Genomic DNA, 15380 nt, shown 5'->3' on the forward strand with positions numbered 1-15380 from the left:
CTGGGGACACTCGGGCTGCTGACCGAGATGTCGCTCAAAGTGCTGCCGGTCGCCCCGGCCGAGGCGACGCTGGTGTTTGAGCTGGACCAGGCCCGTGCCTTGACCCAACTGCACCGCTGGGGTGGGCAGCCGCTGCCGCTGAACGCCAGTTGCTGGGTGCGTGACGACAGCGACACCCGCGCCGGCCCCCGTGAGCTGCTGTTTGTGCGGCTGCGCGGTGCCGCAGCGGCGGTCGAGTCGGCCTGTCGCAAGATGACCCAGGACGTGCCCGGCACGCGCCTGGACAACGCGGTAACGGCACCCGACTGGCAGGCTTGCCGCGATTTGCGCCTGCCATTTTTTAGCCGTCCGGCGGCCGACAACCTGGCTTTGTGGCGCCTGAGCGTGCCGCAGACCGCGCCCGTGCTGGCGCTGCCCTGGCCGCAACTGGTGGAGTGGCACGGTGGCCAGCGCTGGCTGTGGGCGCCGCTGCCTGCCGAAGCACAACTGCGCCAAGCTGCCGCCGGCGCGGCCGGAACTGCTACGCTATTCATAGCGCCTCACGCACATGACACGGGGGCTACAGCCCGTTTTAATCCATTGAAGCCGCCGCTGGATCAAATTCATCTGCGACTCAAGCGTGAGTTTGATCCGGTCGGCATCTTCAACCGCGGCCGCCTCTACCCTGACTTTTAAGCACCCTCCTGATGCAAACCCATCTCGCTCCTGAATACAGCGGCAGCGCCGACGGCATTGCCGCCGAGGCCATTCTGCGCAAATGCGTGCACTGCGGTTTTTGCACGGCCACCTGCCCTACCTACCAGCTGCTGGGCGACGAACTGGACGGGCCGCGTGGCCGCATCTACCTGATCAAGCAGGTGCTGGAGGGCGAAACGCCGACACGCAAAACCCAGCTCCACCTGGACCGCTGCCTGACCTGCCGCAACTGCGAAACCACCTGCCCGTCGGGCGTGGACTATGGCCATCTGCTGGACATCGGGCGCAAACTGGTCGATGCCAAAGTGCCCCGCCCGCTGGGTGATCGGGCTCTGCGCTGGGCGCTCAAGGAAGGCCTGCCCTCGCCTCTGTTCGCCCCGGCCATGGCGCTGGGCCAACTGGTGCGCCCCCTGCTGCCGGCCGCGCTGAAAAGCAAGGTGCCGCCCAAACAGGCACTCGGCCACTGGCCGACCCGCGCCCACGCCCGCCAGGTGCTGATGCTGGCGGGCTGCGTGCAGCCGGCCATGAGCCCCAACATCAACAGCGCCACCGTGCGCGTGCTCGATGCGGCCGGTATTCAGACCCTGGTCGCACCCAAAGCGGGCTGCTGCGGCGCGGTCAAGTTTCACCTGAACGATCAGGAGGGCGGCAAAGCCGAGATGCGCGCCAACATCGACGCCTGGTGGCCCTATGTCCAGGGCCAGGCCGGCAGCACAGGCACAGCCGGTGTCGAGGCCATCCTCATGAACGCCTCGGGCTGTGGTGTGACCGTCAAGGAGTACGGCCACATGCTTCGGGACGACCCGGCCTATGCGGCCAAGGCCGCGCGCATCAGCGCGCTGACCAAAGACCTGAGCGAATGGCTGCCCGAACTCACTGAGAAGCTGCGCGACCAGGTCAAGGTCACAGCGGGAACCCTGGCTTTCCACCCGCCGTGCAGCCTGCAGCATGGCCAGCAACTGCGCGGCGGTGTCGAGCGCTACATGACTGAACTGGGCTTCAACATCAAGGTGACCGGCTGCGAGGCCAACCTGTGCTGTGGCTCAGCCGGCACCTACTCGGTGCTCCAGCCCGGCTTGTCCTACCCGCTGCGCGACCGTAAACTCGGCCACCTGAACGAAACCTTTGGCACGACCCCACCCGACGCCATCGTCTCGGCCAACATGGGCTGCATCACGCACCTGCAAAGCGGCACCGCCACGCCGGTGCGGCACTGGATTGAAGTGCTGGCTGATGCACTGCCGGAAGCACGCCAAGGCACTATAAAATAGATAGCTGGTTACGCATAATCCACGTGGGCTGGAGGCGTATTTGTTATATAACTTCTGTTGAGGGGGCGCCGCCATGACTTTTCCTACCGCACTTGAAAACCTGAACGTGGTGTCGCAAGACACGCTGCTGTCACCGACCCAGCTGCACGAAGACATTCCGGCCAGCCCCCGGGCCACCCGGACCGTCGGCGACGCGCGACGCACCCTGGCCGACATCCTGAGCGGGCGCGACCCGCGTCTGTTCGTGGTGGTGGGGCCCTGCTCGATCCACGACATCCAGGCCGCCATGGAATACGCCCAGCGCCTGAAAGCCCTGGCCGACGAACTGTCCGACCAGCTGTTCCTGGTGATGCGGGTGTATTTTGAAAAACCGCGCACCACGGTGGGCTGGAAGGGCTTGATCAACGACCCGCGCATGGATGACTCGTTTCGCATTGAAGAAGGCCTGCGCCTGGCGCGCCGGCTGCTGATCGACATCAACGAGCTCGGGCTGCCCTGCGGCACCGAGGCGCTGGACCCGATCACGCCGCAGTACCTGGGCGACCTGATCGCCTGGAGCGCCATCGGCGCCCGCACCACCGAGAGCCAGACCCACCGCGAACTGGCCAGCGGCCTGTCCAGCCCGGTCGGCTTCAAGAACGGCACCGATGGCAATCTGGAAGTCGCCTTGAACGCCATGCTGTCGGCGGCCCAGCCGCATGCGTTTTTGGGCATCAATGGCGCCGGTCAGGTGGCCGTGACGCAGACCCGGGGCAACGTCTTCGGCCATCTGATTCTGCGCGGTGGTGCCGTGCCCAACTACGATTCGGTCGCCGTGTCCCAGGCCGAAAGCGCGCTGGCGGCGGCCAAGTTGCCGGTCAACATCGTGGTCGATTGCAGCCACGCCAACTCGCGCAAAAATCACGCCCTGCAAGCCCTGGTACTCAAGGACGTGGTGCATCAGCTGGCCGACGGCAACCGCGCCATCAAGGGCGTGATGCTGGAGTCCAACCTGTTCGAAGGCAATCAAAAACTCGGCGCTTTGCAGGATTTGCGCTATGGCGTCTCCATCACCGATGCCTGCATGGGCTGGGACACCACCGCCAGCGCGCTGCGCGAAGCCGCGGCGCGCCTGCGCGCCATCCCTTGATGTTTCGCAAGGAACATGCAAAAAGAGGCGCGGATACTGGGCGCCATGTGCCCGAGTTTGTCGCCCTTCCCGCCGATGCTGATGGCGTTCTGCTGTGCCAGCGCGTGCTGGGCCGCGCAGGCGCAAGACAGCGCACCTGAGAGCAGCCTGGCTTTCAACCTGCGCCGCGAGGCCATTGCCCTGGAGAATGGCGAAGGTGTGCCGCGCAACCCGGTTCTGGCCGCCGCCCTGTACTGCAAGAGCGCTCGCCTGGGCGACCAGGAGGCCCAATACAACCTGGGATGGATGTATGCCAACGGGCGCGGCGTGGCACGCAACGATGCAGCAGCCGCTTTCTTTTTCCATGCCGCCGCCGAGCAGGGCCTGGCCGCCGCGCAGCGCATGCTGAAAGTCGTGGGCGACCCTGGCGCCGACGTGCCCGAGTGCATGCGCCCACCGGCGCCGCCGCCCGCGGCCGCCCGTCCGGTCGTCACGGCCAAGCCAAAGGTGGACTATCAGGCCATCGCGCCGCGCAAGATTTTTGACCTGGTGATGAAGCTGGCGCCCCAGTTCAAGGTCGAGCCCCAGTTGGCGCTGGCGATCATCGCCGCCGAATCCAACTTCAACACGTCTGCGCTGTCGCCCAAGAACGCCAAGGGCCTGATGCAGCTGATCCCCGAGACCAGCGAACGATTCAATGTGAGAAATCCCTATGACCCGGCACAGAACATCCGCGGCGGCCTGACCTATCTGCGCTGGTTGCTGGCCTATTTTCAAGGCGATATCGCGCTGGTGGCGGCCGCCTACAACGCGGGCGAAGGCAAGGTCGAGCGCTACCGCGGCATTCCACCGTATCTGGAAACCCGGGCCTATGTGGAGAAAATACTCAATTCAGTCGGCGCCTCGATGCATCCGTTTGACGAAACCGTGACCCAACCCTCCCCCTCGCTGGCCTTGATCCAATTGCCCTGGCGCGTGAAATAAGCGCCTGCCGGGCCTGACTCAGGCCGCCAGCGCGGCCTCAATGTCGCGCGCCATGCTGGCCGGCGTATCGGTCGGCGCATAGCGCTTGAGAACGCTGCCGTCCTTGCCGATCAAAAATTTGGTGAAGTTCCATTTGATGGACTTGGTGCCCAGCAGACCGGGCGCCTCCGCCGCCAGCCACTGGTACAGCGGATGGGCCTGCGCACCGTTGACGTCAATCTTGGCCATCATGGGAAAGCTGACGCCGTAGTTCATCTGGCAAAACTCGGCGATCTCATCGTTGCTGCCGGTGTCCTGCGCGCCAAACTGGTTGCACGGGAAACCCAGCACCACCAGCCCTTGGTCCACGTAGGCCTTGTGCAACTCTTCCAGGCCGGCAAACTGCGGCGTGAAACCGCAGGCGCTGGCGGTGTTGACGATCAGCATGGCTTTGCCCTTGAACTGGCTCAAGGAGACGGACTTGCCATTGATTTGCAAGGCGTCGAAGTCGTAAACAGTGCTCATGGGCGTTCCCGGTCAGTGAAGGTGACGCGAGTATTGCACTTCCGGCAAAAAATTCAACGCCGCCTGAAGGAAACCACCGCCAGCAGTGAGGCCAGCAAAATCAAGGTCCCTCCCAGCAGCGTGCGGGTCGATAACTCGCCGCTCCCCAACAGCACCGCAGACACGCTGGCAAACACCACTTCCGACAGCATGATGAGCGAGGTGGCGCTGGCGCTCAAGTGGGCCGCCCCGTATTGCAAGGCCAAGTTACCGGCCAGGAACGCAAGGCTGATGGCCAGGGCCAGACCGGTCCATGCCAGACCGGGCGCCGGTGGTGCCGCGACCAGGCCCAGCCCCATGCCGATCACGGCGGCGCCGGTGGCCATCACGGCGCCGCCACCAAACATGGCCAGCATGCGCGACTCGCCCGGTGTCTGGTTGAGGCGGCGCAGCAAAATGTTGGTCAGTGCAAAGCAGAAGCCGCCCATGAGGGCCAGCCAGTCGGCCAGACTGTCGGGAACCGGCCAGGGCGAGGCCGGCGTCTTGAGCACGATCACGACGCCGCCCAGCGCCAATGCCAGTCGCAGCAGAGAACCCGCGCTGGGTTTTTCACCCAGCAGGGGCCAGGCCAGCAGCACCACCCAGGCCGGCATCAGGTAAAACAACAAAACCACGCGCACCACGTCGCCCACGGTGACCGCCCAGTTGAATCCGACATTGGTCAAGCCGGAGGCCAGCACCAGCAACCACAGCCAGGGATGTTTCAAGAAACCGCGCCAAGCCTGTGGCTTGAGCGTCAACAAGCACACCAGGGCAAACACATAAATGAGGGCGGTGGCCCACAGCGGGTGCAGGCCCTGGTTTTGCAACAGGCGAAACGGCCACCACGATAGCCCCCAGACAAAGGCGTTGAGGGTCAGCGCCGCGGCCGCCAGCGCCTTAACCGACATCAGCCTTCATGGTTTGTCGCCGGGGTCCGTATCGGCCACGCGCAGATGGAGATGAGGGTGGACCTCCACGATGTCTAACTCATGCCGGTGGTCGTGGCGGGCGATGTCCAGCAGGTGGGCCACCTCGGCCGGATGTTGCAGGCAATTGCGTGCATGCCAGCGTCGGATCAACCACATGAAGCCGGCGATCACCAGACCAAACGCCGTGATCGCGGCAAAGGTTGGCAGCCCCAGGCCGGTGGACAGGCTATAGGCCGCACCCAGCGTCAGGATGCAGGCCTGCTCATTGAAGTTCTGCACCGCGATGCTTCGCCCGGCCCCCATCAGGTTGTGGCCGCGATGCTGCAGCAGCGCATTCATGGGCACCACCAGAAAACCGCCCAGGGCGCCCAGCAGAATCAGAAAAGGGGCAGCCACCCAGACGTTGGTAATAAAAATCAGCAGGATGATCAACAGCCCCATGCCGATGCCCAGCGTGATCACGCGCGGGCCGTCTTCCAGGCGCATGCGCACCGAAGCCACCACGGCGCCGGCCGCCATGCCAATGGCCACCACACCTTGCAGCGCCGAGGCTTGCGTCACGCTATAACCCAAGGCCGCAGCGGCCCAGGCCAACACAATGAAACGCAAATTACCGGCCACGCCCCAGATCAGCGTGGTCGCCGCGAGCGAAATCTGGCCCAGTTTGTCGCGCCACAAACGCGCATTGCAGGTCCAGAAATCGGGCAGCAATGTGGTGATCCGCGTGGGCATGGGACGCATTTCCACGTCCGACAGGGGAATATGGGTGTTAAACCACGCCGCCAGAAAATAGACAAAGATCAGCACGCTGATGGCGGCCTCGGGCGCGGTATCCACGCTGGTGGTGATGAAAGGAAAGTCGAACGACAAAAGCATCGGCGACAACACCGGCCCCACCAGTTGGCCCCCCAGCAAGACACCCAGGATGATGGAGGCGATGGTCAAGCCTTCAATCCAGCCGTTGGCCTTGACCAGTTGCGAGGCCGGCAGCAATTCGGTCAGGATGCCGTACTTGGCGGGAGAGTAAGCGGCGGCGCCCAGACCCACCACGGCGTAGGACATCAAGGGGTGGGCGCCAAACAGCATCAACAGGCACCCGGCCACTTTGATGAAGTTGCTGATCAACATCACCCGGCCCTTGGGCAGGGAGTCGGCGAAGGCCCCGACGAAAGGCGCCAGAATCACGTAGAACAGCGCAAACATGGGCACCAATGCCGCCTGTTGCCACTCGGGGGCATGGCTGGTTCTGAGCAACTGAACCGCTGCAACAAACAGGGCATTGTCGGCCAGCGAGCTGAAAAACTGCGCTGACATGATGATAAAAAAGCCGCGTTTCATTGTCTGCTGGCGCGCGTCAGTGGAGCTGACGCGGAGGTTTTGTTATATGTTTCCAAACGGTACGGGGTTATAGCATGCCCTTGAGGTGTCAGAATAAAGGCCCCATCCGTTGCCCCCACCCGCCATGCCTCGCCCGATACTAGCCACCATCCATACCGAGTCCCTTCGCCACAACCTGGGGCGCGCCCGGCAAGCGGCGCCCGATGCGCGGGTCTGGGCGATCGTCAAGGCCAATGCCTACGGCCATGGCATCGAACGGGTATTTGAGGGTTTGCGCGGCGCCGATGGCTTTGCGCTGCTGGATCTGGAAGAAGCCCGGCGCGTGCGTGCCTTGGGCTGGCGTGGCCCGATTCTGCTGCTGGAAGGCGTGTTCGAGTTGCGCGACCTGGAGCTTTGTTCGCGTCTGGACCTGTGGCACACGGTGCACTGTGACGAGCAGATTGACATGCTCGCCACGCACAAAACCAATGTACCGCACCGGGTCTTCCTCAAAATGAATTCGGGCATGAACCGGCTCGGCTTCACGCCGCAGCGCTATCGCGCCGCCTGGACGCGCCTGAACGCCTTGCCCCAGGTTGACGAGATTTCCCTGATGACGCATTTCAGTGACGCCGACGGCGCGCGCGGCACGGCTGGGCAAATGGCGGTTTTTGCGGCGGTCACCCGCGACCTGCCCGGCGAACGAACATTGAGCAACAGCGCCGCCACCCTGCGCCACGCGCTGTCGGCCACCGCGACCGGCACGCCGCCCGACAGCGACGCCGCCTCAGACTGGGTGCGCCCCGGCATAGCGGTCTACGGCAGCGCACCGGACTTCCCCGAACACAGCGCCAGCGATTGGGCGTTGCGGCCCGGCATGACACTTGCTGCAAAAATAATAGCAACACAAGACCTTTCGGCGGGGGCTACCGTTGGTTATGGCTCAACATTTGTGGCGCCGCAGGCGCTCCGCGTCGGCGTCGTGGCGTGCGGCTACGCCGACGGCTACCCACGGGCCTGCAGTACCGGCACACCGGTGCTGGTGAATGGCGTTCGCACCCGCATGCTGGGGCGTGTCAGCATGGACATGATCACGGTCGACCTCACTCCCGTGACAGACGCCGGTGTTGGCGCAGGCTTTGGCAGTGAGGTCACCCTGTGGGGGCGTGCCGCCAATGGCGTGGTGCTGGCTATTGACGAGGTTGCCCACTCTGCCGGTACCGTCGGCTACGAACTGATGTGCGGGCTGGCGCCGCGCGTGCCGGTGCAGGTGGCTGACTAGGGCCTGATCGCCCGCACTATGCATTGGAGGACATTTGATGAATAACGGTTCCACCCCCGGCCCGGTGTTGGCAAGTCCTGCTGGGCAGGTACAGGGCGGCTGGCTGGATTTGCAGGAGATTCTGCGCGGACTGCTGTACCAGGGCGAGGCCGCCGTCAGTCCTTTGCCACGCTTGAAGGGCATCGAAGAAAAAGCGCTTGATTTGCTACTGCGCGACCCTGAAGCCGGCCTGTTCATCCTGTTTCAGGCCTTGGCGGATGTCACGCTGGGTTATTGCGCCACCCACGCGCTGTTGACCGGCGTCGTGTGCGAGCTGACCGCCCACAAGCTGGGTTTGCCGGACAGCACCAAGCGGGTCCTGTTTCGGGCCGCGCTCACCATGAATATTGGCATGGCGCGGGCCCAGGACAACCTGGCACGGCAGAGTTCAACGCTCAATGAAGCCCAGCGAAAGCTGATCCAGGAGCACCCAAAAATCAGCCTTGAAATTCTGCAAAACATTGGCGTCACCGACGAAGACCAGCTCGATCACGTGCGTTGGCATCATGACCCTGAGGCGTCCTCTGGCATGGTCGGCAACCTGGAAAGTCGACGCATCCTGTGCGTCGCCGACATCTTTGTGGCCAAGATGGCGGCGCGCAAGACGCGGCTTGCCATGTCACCGCTGGGCGCCGCCAAGTCGATTTTTCTGGACGCCCCGGCAGAAACCGCAAAACTCGGTTCGGCCATGGCCGCTGCGGTCGGGTTCTACCCGCCCGGAACCTATGTGCAACTGCTCAACGGTGAAAAAGCCGTGTCGGTGGCACGCGGTCTACGCGCCAACAGCCCGCACGTGCTGAGTATTGTCAACGCGGGTGGCATGCCATTGAGCCACTATCTGTACCGGGACACGAGTTCCCCCCAGTTTGCGATCCGCGCGCCGCTCAATGCGGAAAAAATCAAAGTGGGCGTCAGCCTCGCGAAGGTATTGCAGGCGCGCACGGATCGCGGGGTCTGACGCAGCACGACTCTGGGCCTGCGCGGGTTTTCAAGAGTACATTCAATTCTTTTCCAGGGGGTTTGATGGAGTTCAAAGACTATTACAAAATCATGGGCCTGGAGCGCGGTGCCACGCAGGACGAGATCAAGCGCGCGCACCGCAAGTTGGCGCGCAAGTACCATCCCGACGTCAGCAAGGAAGCCCATGCCGAAGCCCATTTCAAGGAAGTCGGCGAGGCCTATGAAGTGCTCAAGGATCCCGAAAAACGCGCCGCCTACGATCAGCTCGGCGCCAACTGGCAGGGCGGGCAGGAATTCCGGCCGCCACCCGATTGGAACGCCGGTTTCGAGTCATCCGGGCGCGGCTTCTCCGAACGCGAAGCGGCTGAGCACAGTGATTTTTTCGAGTCCTTGTTTCGCCGCGGATTTGACGACGGACGGGCCGGCCATCACGGCCAAGCGGCTTTCCATGCCCACGGCGAAGACCGGCACGCCAAAATCCAGATCGATCTGGAAGACGCCTACACCGGCGGCGCACGCAGTGTCACGCTGCGGGTGCCGGAAATCGACGCCCAGGGGCATCGGGTCTTGCGCGAACACCAAATTGACTTCGTGATTCCGCCGGGCGTTCGCGCCGGGCAGCATATTCGCCTGGCCGGGCAGGGTGAGCCCGGCATCGGGCAAGGCAAGGCCGGTGACCTGTACCTTGAAGTCGAGTTTCGGGCGCATGCGCACTACCGTGTTGACAAGCACGACGTCTACCTGGATCTGCCAGTGGCACCGTGGGAGGCCGCCCTCGGGGCGGAAATTGAAGTCCCGACTCCGAGCGGGTTTGTCGAACTCAAGATTCCCGCCGGTTCGATGGAAGGTCGCAAGCTGCGGCTCAAGGGCCGCGGCATTCCCGGGCGCACGCCGGGCGACTTTTATTTTGTGCTGAAAATTGCGTTACCGGCGGCGGACAACGAAGCGGCCCAGTCGTTTTACCGCAGCATGGCGGCGCAGTTCAAATCCTTTCAGCCACGCGTCTCACTGGGAGCAAAGGCATGAGCACCAACCCTACGCAACCGCAACCGGGCGACGCCCTTCCGGAACAAGCGACCGAACTGACCCTGGAGGAGATCAGCCGCAGCTGCGCGGTGCAGGCCGGCTTCATCATCGAACTGGTCGAGGAAGGCGTCATAGCGCCACTCGTCGGTCAGGCACCTGACAGCTGGCGCTTTACCAGCTTGCAGTTGCGTCACGTGGCGGTGGCGTCGCGTCTGCAACGCGACTTGGGCGTCAACCTGGCCGGCGCCGCGCTGGCGCTGCAGCTGCTCGACGAAATAGAAACACTGCGGGCGCACATCACGGCGAGCGCCGCTGCGACAGACGACGACTGAACTTGATCGCTTCGAACCAGAGCACGCTGAGTCCGCCCAAGGCGAGGGCCATCAGCAGCTCAGGCAGCCGCAGCGGCTCAAACAGGAACAGGCGCGCCAGTGCCGGCAGGTAAAGCACCAGCCCCAGAAGCCCGAGGGTCAGGCCCGTCACGATCCACAGCGTGCGGTTGGGCACGCGCAGCGAGGCCAGCAGGGATCCGGTACGCGAGCGGTTGGAAAAAATCAGCGCCAAATTGCCCATCACCAGAATAGTGAAGGCAAAAGCCCGGGCCTCCTTCTCGGTCAACCAGCTGGCACCCCAGGCGTAGCCGCCCAGCACCACCAACAGCACGCCCAGGCCTTGCAACAGTGCCTGCATCAAGGTCATGCCGCCAAACAGGGGGGCGTCGGCATCACGCGGCGCGCGTTGCATCACATCGGCTTCGGACGGCTCGTTTTCGAACACCATGGAGCACGCCGGGTCGATCACCAGCTCCAGAAACGCAATGTGCAACGGAAACAGAACCGTTGGCCAGCCCAGCAACACCGGCAGCAACGCCATGCCGGCGATCGGCACATGCACGGCCAGGATGTAGGACATCGATTTGCGCAAGTTGTCAAAAATACGCCGGCCCAGGCGAACCGCCCGCACGATGGAGGCAAAGTTGTCGTCCAGCAGCACCAGCGAGGCGGCCTCGCGCGCCACATCGGTGCCGCGCCCGCCCATCGCCACGCCAACGTGGGCCGCTTTGAGAGCGGGGGCGTCATTCACACCGTCGCCGGTCATGGCCACGATCTCGCCGTTGGCTTTGAGCGCCTGCACGATGCGCAGCTTTTGCTCCGGCGCAATGCGGGCGCAAACGCTCACCGTCTTCATGCGGGTCTGCAGTTCGCTATCGCTCATGGCCGCCAGGGCGTCACCGGTCAGCAGCTCGCCCGCCTCCAGTTGCGCCTGGGCCGCAATGGCGCGCGCGGTGGCCGGGTAGTCGCCAGTGATCATCACGACACGAAGACCGGCGCTGCGGCACTGGGCCACGGCGTCGGGTATCTCGGCGCGCAGTGGGTCCGCCAGCCCGAGCAGGCCGATGAATTCGAATTCGAAATCGTGCTCAATGGCGGGCCACTGCTCGCCCGCGAAGCGCGCCTGGGCAACGCCCAGCACACGCAGGCCCTTGGCGGCCATGGCATCCACGGCAGCGGCGATGCGGGTCTGCGCGCTGGCCTCCAGATGGCACAGATCCATAATCGCCTCGGGCGCGCCCTTGGCCGCCACCACGTGCCCGCCGTCGTCGCCAGAACCGTCCACCGCTTTCCAGACGTGCGACATGGCGCGCAACTCGGGCGTCAGGCCGTATTCATGCCTCAGCGTCCAGTCGCGGTGCAGGTGTTCAGTGTCCTTGAGAAAATGCTGGCCGAGCCGGTGGAAGGCTTTTTCCATCGGGTCAAAGGGATCGCTCACGCTGGCCAGAATCGAATACTCGACGAGCGTGTGAAAGGTCTCGGGCAGTTGCGGGGCGGCGGCGTAGTCAATGGCCAGACTGTCGCCTGGGGACTCAGCGGCCGCCTGCGCATAGAGTTGCACCACGGTCATGCGGTTCTCGGTCAGCGTGCCGGTCTTGTCCACGCACAACACCGAGGTGGCGCCCAGCGTCTCGATCGCGGCGATGCGCCGGGTCAACACGTTTTGCTTGGACAGGCGCCAGGCGCCCAAGGCCGGCAGCACGGTCAACACCACGGTAAATTCCTGCGGCAGCAGGGCCATGGCCAAGGCGATACCCGCCAGCAGCGCCGCCAACCAGTCGCCGCGCAGCAGGCCGTAGGCCGCCACCAGAAACAGGCTGGCGCCAAAGGCGATGACCGCCAGCACTTGCACCAGCTTGGCCGTTTGTTTTTTAAGCGGTGAGCGCTCGCTGGTCAAGGTCTCCAACGCGCTGCCGATGCGCCCGATTTCGCTGCGGGCGCCGGTGGCCGTCACGCGCGCGCTGCCGTGGCCCTGTACCAGCAGGGTGCCGGAGTACAGGTAGGGCAGACCGTCGCCGCCGGGGCGGGAAGCGACGGCCGGCGCAGGCGTCGCGTCTGCCAGCTTGCTGACCGGCAGCGCCTCGCCGGTCAGCAGGGATTCGTCGACTTGCACCTCGTTGCCAGAAATCAGTACCGCGTCCGCCGCAATGCGGTCGCCCTCGGCCAGCAGCAGAATGTCGCCACGCACCACATCGCAGCCGGCAATGCGCAGCGCCTGGCCGTCACGCAGCACCAGCGCGCGCGGGCTGGTGAGGTCGCGCAAAGCCTGCATCGCGCGCTCGGTTTTGCCCTCCTGGTACAGCGTCAAGGCCAGAACAACCAGCACCAGGCCAAACAAAATAAGACCTTCGTGCAGGTCGCCCAGCACCAGGTAGAGCGCGCCCGCCGCCAGCAGCAGCATGAACATCGGCTCTTGCAGGGTCTCGCGGATGATGGCGCGCAGGGTCCGCCGCTGGTCCCCCGGCAAGGCGTTGGGTCCGTCTTCGAGCAGGCGCTGGCTGGCCTGCGCCGCCGTTAAGCCGTTCAGTCCCGTCAGGTCTTCGCCGCCGTTGTCGCAATCGCGGGCGCTGACGGCCGCATCAGACGTCGGTAAAACCATTGTTTTCCTCCTTCCACCATCACCAGATACGCGATCAGCAAGACCACCAACAGGCCAAAAAAGGACAGCGGCAGCGGCGTAAAACCCAGATAAGGTGCCAGCGGGGTGAACGGCAGCAGCATGGCCGTGATGACCACCGCCACCGAGGTCAGCACCAACCAGCGATTCGGGTGGCTGCGCAAGGTGTTGCGCCGGGTGCGAATGACGAAAATCACCAGTACCTGGGTGGCGATGGACTCGACAAACCAGCCGGTACGAAACAGCGACTCATGCGCATGGAACAAACTGATCAGCAGGTAGAACGTCAGAAAATCAAACAGCGAACTGATGGGTCCGATGGTCAACATGAAATTGCGGATGAATTTCATGTCCCAGCGTTTGGGTTGCGCCAGGTCTTCGTCGTCCACGTTATCCATCGGCAGCGTGATTTCAGACACGTCATACATCAGGTTATTGAGCAGAATCTGCAGCGGCAGCATCGGCAGAAACGGTAAAAACAGCGTGGCGGCCGCCATGCTGAACATATTGCCAAAGTTGGAACTGGTGGCCATCATGATGTACTTCATCACGTTGCCAAAGGTGCGACGGCCTTCCAGAATGCCTTGGTGCAGCACCATCAGGTCGTTCTCCAGCAAGATCATGGCGGCGGCCTGCTTGGCCACGTCCACCGCGCCCTCAACCGAGATGCCGACATCGGCCGTGTGCAGGGACGGCGCATCGTTGATGCCGTCGCCCAGATAGCCCACCACATGGCCGCGACCTTTGAGCGCCAGAATGATGCGGTTTTTCTGCGCCGGGTTGACGCGGCAAAATAGGTTGACACTTTCGACCCGCGCCCGCAGCGCGTCATCGTTCATGGCGGTCACCTCGGTGCCGGTCAACACCCCCTCGATGACCACGCCCAGCTGGGTACAGACATGGCGCGTCACCAGTTCGTTGTCGCCGGTGACAATCTTGACGGCGACGCCGCTGGCGGCCATGGCTTTGAGGGCCTCCCCGGCGCTGGCTTTGGGCGGGTCCAGAAAGGCGGCAAAACCCGCGAACACCAGCTCACTCTCGTCTGACACCACGGCGTGCGGGTGATCAGCGGCGACGTCGCGCCAGGCGATGCCCAACACCCGAAAACCTTCTTGTCCCAGACTGTCAAACAACGCGTCGATGCGCTTGCGCGCCGCGTCATCCAGGACCACCGTGGCGTCCGCACTGTCCTGGTAGTGCGTGCACAAACGCGTGATGTCCTCGGGCGCGCCCTTGACCACCAATCGGCGCGCAGCGGCCCGCTCCACCAGCACCGAGACGCGACGCCGCTCGAAATCAAACGGCACCTCGTCAATCTTGGTCCAGCCCGTGACATCGATTTCGGCGTGTTGCAGGATGGCATCGTCGAGCGGGCTTTTCAGGCCACTCTCGAAATAGCTGTTGAGGTAGGCCAACTCCAGCACGTGCGGGTCGTCCTGGCCACCGGCATCGACATGGCGCTCCAGACGGATACGGGCCTCGGTCAGGGTGCCGGTCTTGTCGGTGCACAACACGTCCATCGCGCCCATGTCCTGAATCGCCGAGGGACGCTTGACAATCACTTTCAAGACCGCCATGCGCAGCGCCCCGCGGGTCAGCGTCACCGACACCACCATCGGCAACAACTCGGGGGTCAGCCCGACCGCCAAGGCCACGGCAAACAGGAAGGACTCCAGCAAAGAGCGGTGCAAGGCCACGTTGACCAGCAAGGTGAACAGCACCAGCATCAGGGTCAGGCGCATGATGAGCATGCCGAAGTGCCGAGTGCCGATCTCGAAGGCGGTGGGCGGCGCTTTGTCGGCCAGGCTGACCGCTATTTGCCCCAGGGCGGTGGCGCTGCCGGTGCGCCCCAGCCGCACGCGGGCCGAGCCGCTGACCACCGAGCTACCCATGAAAACCGTGTCAACCGCCTCCAGCTCCCAAGTCTCAGGCGCGGCGGTTGGCGTGGGGTTGGCCAGCGCGGCGGCGTCTTGCGGCGGCGCCTTCTTTTCCACCGGGTAAGGCTCACCCGTCAGCTGCGCCTGGTTGACGAAGAAATCATTGGCCTCCAGCAGACGCGCATCAGCCGGCACGAGACTGCCGGCCGACAGCAGCACGACATCATCGGGCACCAGCGCCATCACCGGCAGTTCGCCAGCTTTGCCGTCCCGCAGAACCGTGGCCGTCACCGCCACCTGCAAGGCCAGCCGTTCGGCCGCGCGGCCGGCCCGGTAGGCCTGGACAAAGTCCAGCGTCACGCTCATCACCACGATCATGCCGATGATGAGAGCGCCGGTGACGTCGCCGGTCAGCGC

Annotated in this window: 12 protein-coding genes and 1 pseudogene; 8 read left to right on the forward strand and 5 right to left on the reverse strand. The window is 64.1% G+C overall.

Annotated features, from left to right (window positions below; genetic code table 11):
* The 4 genes and pseudogenes from glcE to B3V69_RS14975 all read left to right on the forward strand — a co-directional run.
* Positions 1–675: pseudogene (glcE, locus tag B3V69_RS14960) on the forward strand (glycolate oxidase subunit GlcE); the annotation flags it as partial.
* A gap of 11 nt (positions 676–686) precedes the next feature.
* Positions 687–1967: a glycolate oxidase subunit GlcF gene (gene glcF, locus B3V69_RS14965; RefSeq protein ID WP_296447810.1), complete on the forward strand. Its 1281-nt coding sequence runs from the start codon at positions 687–689 to the stop codon at positions 1965–1967.
* A gap of 73 nt (positions 1968–2040) precedes the next feature.
* Positions 2041–3096 carry a 3-deoxy-7-phosphoheptulonate synthase gene (locus B3V69_RS14970; RefSeq protein ID WP_296447811.1) on the forward strand — a complete coding sequence of 352 codons (1056 nt, stop codon included), beginning with the start codon at positions 2041–2043 and terminating at the stop codon, positions 3094–3096.
* Between the two features lie 15 nt (positions 3097–3111).
* Positions 3112–4059 carry a transglycosylase SLT domain-containing protein gene (locus tag B3V69_RS14975; protein WP_296447812.1) on the forward strand — a complete coding sequence of 316 codons (948 nt, stop codon included), beginning with the start codon at positions 3112–3114 and terminating at the stop codon, positions 4057–4059.
* A gap of 18 nt (positions 4060–4077) precedes the next feature.
* Here the strand turns inward: B3V69_RS14975 and B3V69_RS14980 are convergent, their stop codons facing one another.
* The 3 genes from B3V69_RS14980 to lplT are packed head-to-tail and all read right to left on the reverse strand — an operon-like array spanning position 4078 to position 6851.
* Positions 4078–4563 (reverse strand): glutathione peroxidase, encoded by a 486-nt coding sequence (locus B3V69_RS14980; protein WP_296447813.1) that lies wholly within the window; start codon positions 4561–4563, stop codon positions 4078–4080.
* A 53-nt stretch (positions 4564–4616) separates the two neighbouring features.
* On the reverse strand, positions 4617–5492 hold the full coding sequence (locus B3V69_RS14985) for a DMT family transporter (RefSeq protein ID WP_296447814.1): 876 nt from the start codon (positions 5490–5492) through the stop codon (positions 4617–4619).
* A gap of 6 nt (positions 5493–5498) precedes the next feature.
* On the reverse strand, positions 5499–6851 hold the full coding sequence (lplT, locus tag B3V69_RS14990; RefSeq protein ID WP_296447815.1) for a lysophospholipid transporter LplT: 1353 nt from the start codon (positions 6849–6851) through the stop codon (positions 5499–5501).
* Between the two features lie 124 nt (positions 6852–6975).
* Between lplT and alr the strand changes: the two genes are divergently transcribed.
* From alr to B3V69_RS15010, 4 genes are all read left to right on the forward strand, one after another.
* On the forward strand, positions 6976–8112 hold the full coding sequence (gene alr / locus B3V69_RS14995; protein ID WP_296447816.1) for an alanine racemase: 1137 nt from the start codon (positions 6976–6978) through the stop codon (positions 8110–8112).
* Between the two features lie 37 nt (positions 8113–8149).
* Positions 8150–9109 (forward strand): HD-GYP domain-containing protein, encoded by a 960-nt coding sequence (locus B3V69_RS15000; protein ID WP_296447817.1) that lies wholly within the window; start codon positions 8150–8152, stop codon positions 9107–9109.
* A 65-nt stretch (positions 9110–9174) separates the two neighbouring features.
* Positions 9175–10137: a DnaJ C-terminal domain-containing protein gene (locus tag B3V69_RS15005; protein ID WP_296447818.1), complete on the forward strand. Its 963-nt coding sequence runs from the start codon at positions 9175–9177 to the stop codon at positions 10135–10137.
* Positions 10134–10469, forward strand: coding sequence for a chaperone modulator CbpM (locus B3V69_RS15010; protein WP_296447819.1), 336 nt, complete (start codon positions 10134–10136; stop codon positions 10467–10469). Before B3V69_RS15005 ends, B3V69_RS15010 begins: the two co-directional genes overlap by 4 nt.
* Here the strand turns inward: B3V69_RS15010 and B3V69_RS15015 are convergent.
* On the reverse strand, positions 10435–13068 hold the full coding sequence (locus tag B3V69_RS15015) for a cation-translocating P-type ATPase (protein WP_296447820.1): 2634 nt from the start codon (positions 13066–13068) through the stop codon (positions 10435–10437). The genes B3V69_RS15010 and B3V69_RS15015 overlap by 35 nt on opposite strands.
* A partial coding sequence (mgtA, locus tag B3V69_RS15020; protein WP_296447821.1) for a magnesium-translocating P-type ATPase occupies positions 13002–15380 on the reverse strand: 2379 nt, incomplete at its 5' end. The genes mgtA and B3V69_RS15015, both read right to left, overlap by 67 nt.

The organism is Rhodoferax sp. UBA5149 (genome assembly GCF_002413825.1).
Classification (GTDB): domain Bacteria; phylum Pseudomonadota; class Gammaproteobacteria; order Burkholderiales; family Burkholderiaceae_C; genus Rhodoferax.

What these genes read in the sequence shown, in the direction of transcription:
- glcF (WP_296447810.1), top strand. Translation starts at nt 687, where the DNA reads ATGCAAACCCATCTCGCTCCTGAATACAGCGGCAGCGCCGACGGCATT.
- B3V69_RS14970 (WP_296447811.1), top strand. Translation starts at nt 2,041, where the DNA reads ATGACTTTTCCTACCGCACTTGAAAACCTGAACGTGGTGTCGCAAGAC.
- B3V69_RS14975 (WP_296447812.1), top strand. Translation starts at nt 3,112, where the DNA reads ATGCAAAAAGAGGCGCGGATACTGGGCGCCATGTGCCCGAGTTTGTCG.
- B3V69_RS14980 (WP_296447813.1), bottom strand. Translation starts at nt 4,563, where the DNA reads ATGAGCACTGTTTACGACTTCGACGCCTTGCAAATCAATGGCAAGTCC.
- B3V69_RS14985 (WP_296447814.1), bottom strand. Translation starts at nt 5,492, where the DNA reads ATGTCGGTTAAGGCGCTGGCGGCCGCGGCGCTGACCCTCAACGCCTTT.
- lplT (WP_296447815.1), bottom strand. Translation starts at nt 6,851, where the DNA reads ATGAAACGCGGCTTTTTTATCATCATGTCAGCGCAGTTTTTCAGCTCG.
- alr (WP_296447816.1), top strand. Translation starts at nt 6,976, where the DNA reads ATGCCTCGCCCGATACTAGCCACCATCCATACCGAGTCCCTTCGCCAC.
- B3V69_RS15000 (WP_296447817.1), top strand. Translation starts at nt 8,150, where the DNA reads ATGAATAACGGTTCCACCCCCGGCCCGGTGTTGGCAAGTCCTGCTGGG.
- B3V69_RS15005 (WP_296447818.1), top strand. Translation starts at nt 9,175, where the DNA reads ATGGAGTTCAAAGACTATTACAAAATCATGGGCCTGGAGCGCGGTGCC.
- B3V69_RS15010 (WP_296447819.1), top strand. Translation starts at nt 10,134, where the DNA reads ATGAGCACCAACCCTACGCAACCGCAACCGGGCGACGCCCTTCCGGAA.
- B3V69_RS15015 (WP_296447820.1), bottom strand. Translation starts at nt 13,068, where the DNA reads ATGGTTTTACCGACGTCTGATGCGGCCGTCAGCGCCCGCGATTGCGAC.